The organism is Ruegeria sp. CDSB136 (assembly GCF_059610965.1).
Genome location: NZ_JBXWOP010000027.1, coordinates 37,840 through 46,383, shown reverse-complemented (window position 1 = coordinate 46,383; position 8,544 = coordinate 37,840). Strand labels below are relative to the sequence as shown.

The 8,544-nt window shown below is 57.3% G+C and carries 10 protein-coding genes and 2 pseudogenes; 6 read left to right on the top strand and 6 right to left on the bottom strand.

From position 1 onward, the window contains the following. Positions 1-110: 110 nt before the first annotated feature. The 3 genes and pseudogenes from AC2FIR_RS22085 to AC2FIR_RS22075 all read right to left on the bottom strand — a co-directional run bounded on the left by AC2FIR_RS22085 (position 111) and on the right by AC2FIR_RS22075 (position 3,881). Positions 111-2,105: a type IV secretory system conjugative DNA transfer family protein gene (locus tag AC2FIR_RS22085; RefSeq protein WP_496763168.1), complete on the bottom strand. Its 1,995-nt coding sequence runs from the start codon at positions 2,103-2,105 to the stop codon at positions 111-113. Positions 2,106-2,113: 8 nt separating this feature from the next. Then, positions 2,114-2,479 (bottom strand): annotated as a pseudogene (locus tag AC2FIR_RS22080) (endonuclease); the annotation flags it as partial. 472 nt (positions 2,480-2,951) lie between these two features. Continuing rightward, positions 2,952-3,881, bottom strand: a complete 930-nt coding sequence (locus AC2FIR_RS22075) for a DUF2493 domain-containing protein (RefSeq protein WP_496748196.1) — start codon at positions 3,879-3,881, stop codon at positions 2,952-2,954. A 74-nt stretch (positions 3,882-3,955) separates the two neighbouring features. Here AC2FIR_RS22075 and AC2FIR_RS22070 point away from each other — a divergent pair. From AC2FIR_RS22070 to AC2FIR_RS22055, 4 genes and pseudogenes are all read left to right on the top strand, one after another. Beyond that, positions 3,956-4,093, top strand: a pseudogene (locus AC2FIR_RS22070) (IS3 family transposase); the annotation flags it as partial. Between the two features lie 21 nt (positions 4,094-4,114). Beyond that, a complete protein-coding gene (locus tag AC2FIR_RS22065; protein WP_496763165.1) occupies positions 4,115-4,828 on the top strand; it encodes a hypothetical protein in 714 nt (237 codons plus the stop codon). A 141-nt stretch (positions 4,829-4,969) separates the two neighbouring features. Then, a complete protein-coding gene (locus AC2FIR_RS22060) occupies positions 4,970-5,254 on the top strand; it encodes a CopG family ribbon-helix-helix protein (protein WP_480472954.1) in 285 nt (94 codons plus the stop codon). Then, positions 5,251-5,532, top strand: coding sequence for a type II toxin-antitoxin system RelE/ParE family toxin (locus AC2FIR_RS22055; protein WP_170724935.1), 282 nt, complete (start codon positions 5,251-5,253; stop codon positions 5,530-5,532). Before AC2FIR_RS22060 ends, AC2FIR_RS22055 begins: the two co-directional genes overlap by 4 nt. Positions 5,533-5,944: 412 nt before the next feature. Here AC2FIR_RS22055 and AC2FIR_RS22050 read toward each other — a convergent pair whose 3' ends face one another. The 3 genes from AC2FIR_RS22050 to AC2FIR_RS22040 all read right to left on the bottom strand — a co-directional run bounded on the left by AC2FIR_RS22050 (position 5,945) and on the right by AC2FIR_RS22040 (position 7,035). Beyond that, positions 5,945-6,469, bottom strand: a complete 525-nt coding sequence (locus AC2FIR_RS22050; RefSeq protein WP_496747751.1) for a peptidylprolyl isomerase — start codon at positions 6,467-6,469, stop codon at positions 5,945-5,947. Continuing rightward, entirely contained in the window at positions 6,466-6,588 is a 123-nt protein-coding gene (locus AC2FIR_RS22045; RefSeq protein ID WP_496747753.1) for a peptidylprolyl isomerase, read from the bottom strand. The genes AC2FIR_RS22050 and AC2FIR_RS22045 overlap by 4 nt, the downstream gene beginning before the upstream one ends. 195 nt (positions 6,589-6,783) lie before the next feature. Then, positions 6,784-7,035, bottom strand: coding sequence for an SH3 domain-containing protein (locus AC2FIR_RS22040; RefSeq protein WP_480547197.1), 252 nt, complete (start codon positions 7,033-7,035; stop codon positions 6,784-6,786). 252 nt (positions 7,036-7,287) lie between these two features. Between AC2FIR_RS22040 and AC2FIR_RS22035 the strand changes: the two genes are divergently transcribed. Next, entirely contained in the window at positions 7,288-7,788 is a 501-nt protein-coding gene (locus tag AC2FIR_RS22035) for a methyltransferase family protein (protein WP_480547081.1), read from the top strand. Positions 7,789-7,943: 155 nt separating this feature from the next. Further along, positions 7,944-8,168, top strand: coding sequence for a fatty acid desaturase (locus AC2FIR_RS22030; RefSeq protein ID WP_496747771.1), 225 nt, complete (start codon positions 7,944-7,946; stop codon positions 8,166-8,168). The last annotated feature ends 376 nt before the right edge of the window (positions 8,169-8,544 follow it).

Sequence of the window (8,544 nt, the reverse complement as noted above, 5' to 3'; positions counted from 1 at the left end):
ATGGCTGATCCCTCCCTTTAGGAAGAATTGAATCAGCAACTTACCAACCGATCAAGCCCGAGTTTTTCAACAAAATACGCCGGCTCGACCGACATACCACCCTCGCCAACCTATCGAGCTACAAGCGTTTGACCACCATCCTCCCGCAGCATCGCTTCCATGTCGTCCAAGCCATCGACGGCGGAACGCATCTGCGCCTCATCTTCCACGCGCACTGTCTCGGTATCCGCGACCGGGCCCTCAAAATCCATCTCCATCTGCTGCTGTTCCTCAGCAATGACGGCTTGAACAACGGGCGCGGTCTTCTTTGGCACGACATGCGCTGACAGGTGACCAGCAGCGGCCTGGTGTGCAGCGTCCACTTCGGTGTTGGGTCCGCTTTGCCCGTCCGGCGGCGGTGTCATCGGCATGGCGCGCATACTCAACGGCAGATTGCCTTGCGATCCCCCTCCCCCCGACTCCGGAAACGGCAATTCGCCCGTCTGCGCCGCATGGATCGCCTTGAACAGGCGGTCGTCAAAATACTGGATCCGCTTCGCACGGACCGGCATTTGCGCATCGATGACCATGACGATCTCGTCGAGCGGCAGGCGGCGGGCCTCATCTTCAGGGAGCAAGGAGCTCTCTTCGGTTCGCGTGGATTGGCTACGGCCCTCGAAGGGGTTCTTGCCGATGGACTGGGAGCGCGTGACCACGGTTTTCGTGGTCTTGCCGACCGCTTTGCTCAGCTCCTCGACGGTCTTCTCATCCGAAGGCGTCAGGTACAGTTTCACGCCAGCGTTGCCCTGAAGGGCGCGGCGGGTGTTCTCGCCGTAGATTTCATCGAGGGCGGGGATGGTCTGGGTGACCACGGCCAGATGGCCACGATAAGTGCGCAGGGTCTCGATGCTCTCGACCACGATGGGCATCTTGCCGAGGCGGTTGAACTCATCAAGCATGATCATCACGGGCCATGGCTCGTCGGGCCCGGGATCCTTTTCCTGCATGGCCGCGAGCAAGTCGGAGAAAAACAGCCGGATCAGCGGCGCGAGCGGCTTCACCATCAGCGGCTGGACCACGAGATAGACCGAAAAGGGTTTCTTGCGGATCGTGCGGAAATCAAAGTCCGAGACTGCCGTCGCCTCATCGATGGCCGGGTTCTGCCATTGATCGAGCCCCGAGGTCATCAGGAGCGAGACGTATGAGGTCAGCGTATCGTTGTTGGTCGACGCCAGCCGCGTGAAGATCAGCTTGGCCGCTCTGTTGTCGACCTCGTGGCCGCGCGCGAAGTATTCCTTCTGCTTGTTCCCACCGGAGGCCGCGATGCGGTAGATTTCTCCCAAGGTGGGGCGCTTGCGCTGGAACGCCAGCAGGCCTGCTGCCACGAAGAGATCGATCCCGCCCTTGAGCAGCCCCTGCACCCGGTCATTGTCGCTTTGCAGGAAGAGCGTCGCAAGAAGCTGCAATTCCATCTGCTGGCGCGCGGGATCTTTCAGTTGATAGATGCGCAGGAGCGGGTTGTAGCGATGCGTGCGCCTGCCCTCCCAATCGGTGGGGGCAAAGCGATAGACCTTGTCGCCCTGGGCTGCGCGGTGCCGGGCCGTCGCCTCGAAGCATTCGCCCTTCACATCGAGCGTCACGGCAGAGCCCTGCCAGGTCAGCAGGTTCGGAATGACAAAGCCCGTGGTCTTGCCGCGGCCCGTGGGGGCCACGATCAGCGCATGCGGGAAGACCTTGGAGCAGATGTAGTTGGCGCGGGAGCCCGGCGGCCCCAGCTTGCCGAGGATGAACCCGGTGCCCGGCGCCCCGAAGAAGCCATTGGCCTTCATCTCGCGCGCGGTCTGCCAATGGGTCTGGCCAAACCGTGTCAGGGCGGACCCCGAGAGGGCGAGGCTCAGCATCAGGCCGGCGGCGGCGAAGCTGCCGATGATCAGGTGAATAAGTTGCGCGGCCTCCGGGCGGCGATCGAGGATCGCCATGTAGTTCTGCGCGATATAAGCAAAGTCGATCTCGGCCCCAAACCCAAGATCCTGGTAGGTCAGCACCGCCGAGGCGATGGTATAGCCCATGGCGGCGGTCACCAGCGTTACCAACAAGACACCGGTCGCGATCCGCGCCTTTCCCATGGGCGCGCTCAATGGACCTGTCCCCGCTCGGTTTCACCATCAACGTCCGCTGCGCGGCGCCGTTCATATTCGGTGTCGGCAAGATCATCGACCACCTGGCGCAAGGCCTCCGTGTTGGCCGTCGCTGCATCCGATTGCAGATAGACCTTGGCGACATAGAGCCGGTCGAGGCGGTCCTCGAGAACCTTGTCCAGCGCATCGGCATCGCCGGATGTGAGCCGCACGAGTTGGCGGTCATCCAGCACCCGCGCGATCTCCTCGCGGAATGCCTCACGATCGGCTTCCGCCTCAAAGGGCGCGGACAACTCCCCCGCCCGCTCATGGTCCAGGACACGCGCAATCTCGTCTGCAAGACGGTCAGTACGGTCAGTCTGCGGCGCCGGTTCCGCGGCTCCGCCGTGGAAGCCGTATTTGTGCTTGCCGAAGCATGAGCTGAGGGCACGGACGGGCCGACCCCGTGCGATCCACATCTATGAGCAAAAAGGAGTGATCCGGATGACCCCTGCCATCACGTCGGCGCCACCATCCGCGTCCGCGTCCCGCCGAGCCTGGCCGGGGTGCTGACTGAGCCCGCCCGCGTGGATGCGATGTTCCGAAACACCACCCGAGGGACGCGCAAGTCTTCGGCCTCAAGTGCGACGTTTCGAGCCTTCGTGTCTTGCGATGCTGACGATGTGCGTGAGGTGCGCACCATCCCCAACCCGTACCGATGCGGATGGGCCGCACTCTGACGGACTTGGTAGAGGGATAACGGTGCTGGCCGCCGCGAGCTCCCGATCACGCGTGACCGACCGCACGCGCCATGAGACATGACGAAAGGGCCGCGCCAAGCGCGACCCCCTCTCTTCAATCCTGCGACGCCGTTTTCGCCGGGTCAGCAACCCTCATGACCGTCAGGCCTTTCGCTTCCGCCTTCTGCCCGAGGTTCAGCGCGACCCCGTTGCCGCCGAAGAGTACAACCCCCGTCGCCGCGAACTTGTCGTCCAGCATTTCGTCGTTGCACTTGAACGGTGCCGCCCGCCCGTGCGCGGACCAGCGCGGATCGAAGCGCGCCTGCGCTACCCCGCGTGCCCGGGCCCACCGGGCCGCAATCATCTCCGCCCCGTGCTTGCCACCCTTGTGGCAGAGGAATATCTCCTGGTTGCGGTTCTGCTTGATCCGTTCGCGAACCTTGTCGAGCGTGTTGAAGATCACATCGACATCGGTCCAGTCGGTGGCGCCTGAGACGATCAGGGGAACCCCCTCGACTTTCGACTTCTCGGCGGTTTCACGGTCGTGCTGCTCCAGGAGCTGCCGCGCCTCGAAGACCGCCCCGGTCTCCTGCGCCCGGACGCTTGCGCGCGACCCGGCTGCCGGGATGAAGGCGTGGCCCGTCTCGATCTCGTAGCATTCCGCCGCTGCCTCGCTCATCACCTCGATGGCGCTGACAATCTCGCGCAGCTGCAGAAAGCGCGCCTGCGCCTCTTCGAGCGCGGTCTCGGCGATCTCCGATCCGTCATGGGATTTTGCCAGCGCGCCGATCTTGTCCGCGGTGCGGTCGACCTCCTTGCCGAGTGCCACCTTGCGGCGCTGCAGGATCGTCGCGAGCCCATGGGCCAGCGGTTCGATTTCTGCTTCAAGGCCGGTCCCGCGCAGCGGACCGAGCAGAGCCTCGAAGCTCTCGCGGATGATGCAGTCCTGAAGAATGTGGTCTTCCGGGATCGGCAGCTGTGCGTCCTTCTCGGTCAGCCCGAAAAGCTCGATGGTCTCGTAGGTGTTTGCGGTGTCGTAAGCCATGTCTGGTCTCCAGTATTCGGTTCCTAGGCCACCACGTGAGTGTGGGGGCATGGCCGAATGCCTGGTTTCCGAATCTGCCCGGGTCAGGCTGTGATCAGGCAACGGTGCTGCACAAACCACGCCTGCTCAGCGACAACGGGTCCAGCTACATCTCTGGTGAGCTTGCCCAATGGCTGGAAGATCAGAAAATGGATCATGTTCGAGGGGCGCCATCCGGCAGCAAACCATATTAGATGCAGCACAGTAACCTGCAATTTTGTAAACAAATGGTCACTGCAACTGGGCTCTCCTTAATGCCTTTGTGTGAACGGCACGCTGAGTTCATCCAAGAAGCCCAGCGGCATGCTGATCGCGTTCTCGAGTTCACTGTACTCCGCGACAAGGTTTCCGCCGCTCTGGCGCGCCTTAGGGACCTCGTAGCAAATGACACCGCGATCTCTGATTTGATGACCACCGTCCGCAATGCTCTGCGTCGCAAACCAGATGCGAATGTACTCTGCGAGCTATTGGCAGAAATCTCTGTGGAAATCTCAGAAGTAACACAGACAGATACAGAAAATTTGAGGGACAGTGACAATGAAATTGAGGGGCACAAAGAGGACTCTTTGAATCCGGAAGTTAAGAAAGAAAAACTTTATCAGATTCAAGTTTCTCCAGACCAAATGGAGCGCAGTTTTCCACGGCTATGCTCAGAGCTACGCTTTGCAAAAGATCAGCACCACTGTGATCGGCTTATGGATGATATCGCCGAGTATCTACGGCTTGGCCAAACCTGGTATGCAATGAAATCAACGTTTGGCCCAGCTATTCGCTTCATCGTTCTCGGGTACATCTTTCAGCGTGCTGAGAACATACAGTCTCCAGGGGCTTATCTGATTTCTCTGATGTCAAAGATCGATCGGGGAGACATGCAGCCAACCGCATTGTTGGCGCAAAACTCAAAATAACCGCGGACGAGCAGGCCGTACTTATGAATTCCCATCTCGCTTATGAGTTCAGAGCAACAGATGAAGTTCATCCCATCGATCTATTGTGAATAGAATGCGGATGTATTACATTGTACTACACAGCGGAAACAGGTGATTGCGATGAGAACCAGCCCATATTCAATCCGTCTTGATGAAGACTTGAGAAAGTCTCTGGAACGAGAAGCTGCGATAGAAGATCGGCCGCCTGCGCAGCTCGCTGTACGAGCAATTAGAATGATGTTGGAATCCAAGGCCGCAAAGCGAGCAGCCATTGATGCAGCTGTCGAAAAAGCAGATCTAGGTAAGTTCATCACGGCAGACGAAATGAATGCCTGGATAGACAGCTGGGATACCGAGAATGAGCTCTCTGCTCCGGTCGCAAGCGGGCAATCCAATAGCCAATGAAAATTGTATTTCTCGAAGATACGGCCCGGGACATTCAATGGTTCCGCTACTACTACACGTCTGTTTTTCCTGAAGGCAGCGAAAAGGCACGAGCACAGCTCAAAGCCATTCAGCTTACTCTTGCAGCAAACCCGTATGCAGGTCACCCAAGTGACACACGCCAAGACGTACGGGAGCTTTCAGTACCGCGAACCCCATTTACGCTAATCTATCGTGTAATGCCCACTCAGATAGAAATTCTGCGTCTCTGGGATACCCGGCAGGGCGCAGACTATTAAAACCCGGAGTCTAAACTGGCGGCATCAGCCAGGCAGCGTAGGGGGTAAGAAATCGAACTTATTCTGCTATTCGACCTCTAGCTTCTGCACAGAGGGCGGAAAGCCGACATTCGCCGCATCAGCAAATTACTTCAAACAATTAGTGACAGCAGTCATTCGACACAGGACCCGCGCATAGCTTGGGTGCAAGTGGCCGAATTCTGGAATGCTGTTGGCATTGTGTGTTTTGCTTTCGCCAGGCTTCGCATCCGCATTGGCCGAAGGAGGCCCACCGCTAAGGCGTTTCCTCAGACAGGTTCTGACGGCGTCAGCGAGTATGACAGGCGTGAAGGGATGGTGTCAGTATGAGGTGTTGTTCATCTCGCCAGATTAGCATTCAAAATGCCAAAGCACTTGCTATGGTGACAATGCCTCATCTGTGTTTCCGGGTCATCGAGTCGAACAATAGCGGTTGTATCCCGTTTGATACGGTAGCTTTTGTTGCTGATGGGTATTCGCCAAACTCTCGCTTATAAGCTGCCGAAAACCTACCGACATCGAAGAACCCGAGGGATACTGCGACGCTTGTCACCGTCTCACCAGAAAGGGGATCCGCCGCTAACAATCTCTGGCGCGCGCCATGTAATCTTATTCGGCGCATATCGACCGATCCATCCGCTGGCTTCCCGTGGATGGTCCGCACCACCTCCATGCCCTCGATCACGCGTCCGAAAGCGGCGAAACCGAGGCCATCATCATTTCGACTCGATCCGTAATCGAGCCCCGGCTGATCCCCAACGACTACGAAAAACTCCGACGAGGCGGTCCCCGCCTCGGCGCGTGCCATCGAGAGTGTCCCGTCCGTGTGGCGTAGCCCCGTGTCGCGCGTTGATTCATGCGCGATCGGCGGAAACGGGGGCTCGCGGCCTGCCATGCCGCCCTGGATAACCTCGATCACCGGGGTGCCCGTTCGTTTTCCCAGTTAACGGTCCGGTAGAAGCTGCCACCGTCGAAATACCCACCCTCCACGTGACGCAGGAAATTCGCCACGGTAACCGGTGCCTTTTCGGCGTACAACTCTACGCGGATAGCCCAATCGAAGGTCCGGTTTGGGCCGCAAGTGACTTCACAGATTCAATTGAAGGGCCGACTCCTTTGTGGCTCGCAAGTCAGTTCAAAGCTCATGTTAGCAGTGCCAACTAGACGGAGAGGGCCTCTTCTGCCGACATATCATGGACGTTGTTAAATTTGGTAACGTTGATCACTGTTTTTTCAAATTTTTCTCAAGTATGCCCAAGAGACATACCCCTTGAGCCCACGTGCGCGCTCCAAGGAAACGCGGCACCACCGGGTGCCACCAGTTTGCTCGCAACTGTGAACTCGTAAGGCGGTTCCATTTGGCAGACCAACAATCACAATGTAGCCTGTTCCAGGCCCACCACGCATTTTCAGCATGTCACCGTCTTCGACGCCAAATACCTCGTATTGTCCGAGCGAGGCGGCGGCTACGGGTTCAACGTTCATGATGGTGTCTAGGAACAATGCCGCTAGGGGTAAGAAGATTGCATTGCGCATCGCGATTTCCTGCTTGTTGCCTCAACTACAATCGTAGCAAATCAGGTCACCAAAATGAACAACTCCAAGACAGAAATATGAGAATTACCAAAGCTCAAGGCGATGATTGTCGCGTCAAATGATTTCCGCAAAATGAATATAAAGTTCGGCGCGATCCCGATGATAGACAAGATATGGTAATTCTACTCCATGTTTTGGCGAATGACTAAAGCAGTGCTTATCCTTCCGGGTACAGTGCTGATCTACATCCCGATATTGATCCAATGGTTCAGCGACCGTTGGCCATTTGACACAGGTGTTGGAACGCGTCTGCATTGGGCCGTGGCGGCGATGTTAGCAGTCCCCGCGCTTGTTTTGGCCGCCAATACGATGAAGCTGTTTGTTCATGAGGGGCGTGGAACTCCTGCACCGTGGGACCCACCTCAAAGATTTGTGGTCAGCGGACCTTATCGCTATGTGCGCAACCCGATGCTTTCATCGGTCATTCTAATGATATTGGCGGAAGCGGTGGCGTTGAGCAGCCCGCCCCTGCTCGGTTGGGCGATAGTGTTCTTTCTCCTCAACACACTTTATTTCATATTCGTAGAGGAGCCGGGGCTGGAGAGACGTTTTGGCGAGGGCTACCTAAAATACAAGGCGGCGGTACCACGATGGGTTCCCACGTTGCGGCCGTATGAGCCCCCAGGTGACAACGGCAGTTGAATTACCGGTTTGACTCGCGACCTGTGAGTTCGCTCATGATCAGATCGCAGCTTTCGCGAAGGACCGCAATGACGCGTTGCTCCGTGGCATCACGGCACTAGACCGTGTGACCACTCAAGTCCACACCCATATTCGCGCTATGGGCTCTAGCGTGGATGGCTTTATCTATTAGTGTCTGGATCGCAATACTACTGGCCATCCTGAATGCCGCATTTCTGGTGCGTATCTTCATCATTATGCATGATTGCGGTCATGGATCTTTCTTTAGAAGTCGCACTGTTTGCAATTGGACCGGCCGGGTTCTAGGTGTTCTTGCCCTGACACCCTATGACGTTTGGCGGCAAAGCCATGCGATTCACCACGCTTCAAGGGTTACCTGAGGGGCATTTTTACGCATCAGAGAAACACCACTACAATTATCGCTGCAACGCACACTGCTGACGCAATAGATATCTTAATCCCATAGGACCGGCGACGCGCCTTTTCGGCTTTGAGACTTTTACCCAGGTTTTCGTCAATCGAGTTATGGTTCACGGCTTAGTCCTTCCGGATTTGTCAGGCGGCTTTGGTTTCCACCGACTTATTGTCGCGGCACATTTTCGGTGCACTTGTCGTTCTGTCTCGTGAACGGCCGATTGCATTCCCAACCATCACCTCTTCGATTCAAATGAGCGTTTGAAGGGACAAGGATCGCAACGCACCTGTCCCGGTTTGCGCGAAAACCACGCTCGCATTTCCATCCGGAATAAGTTTCAG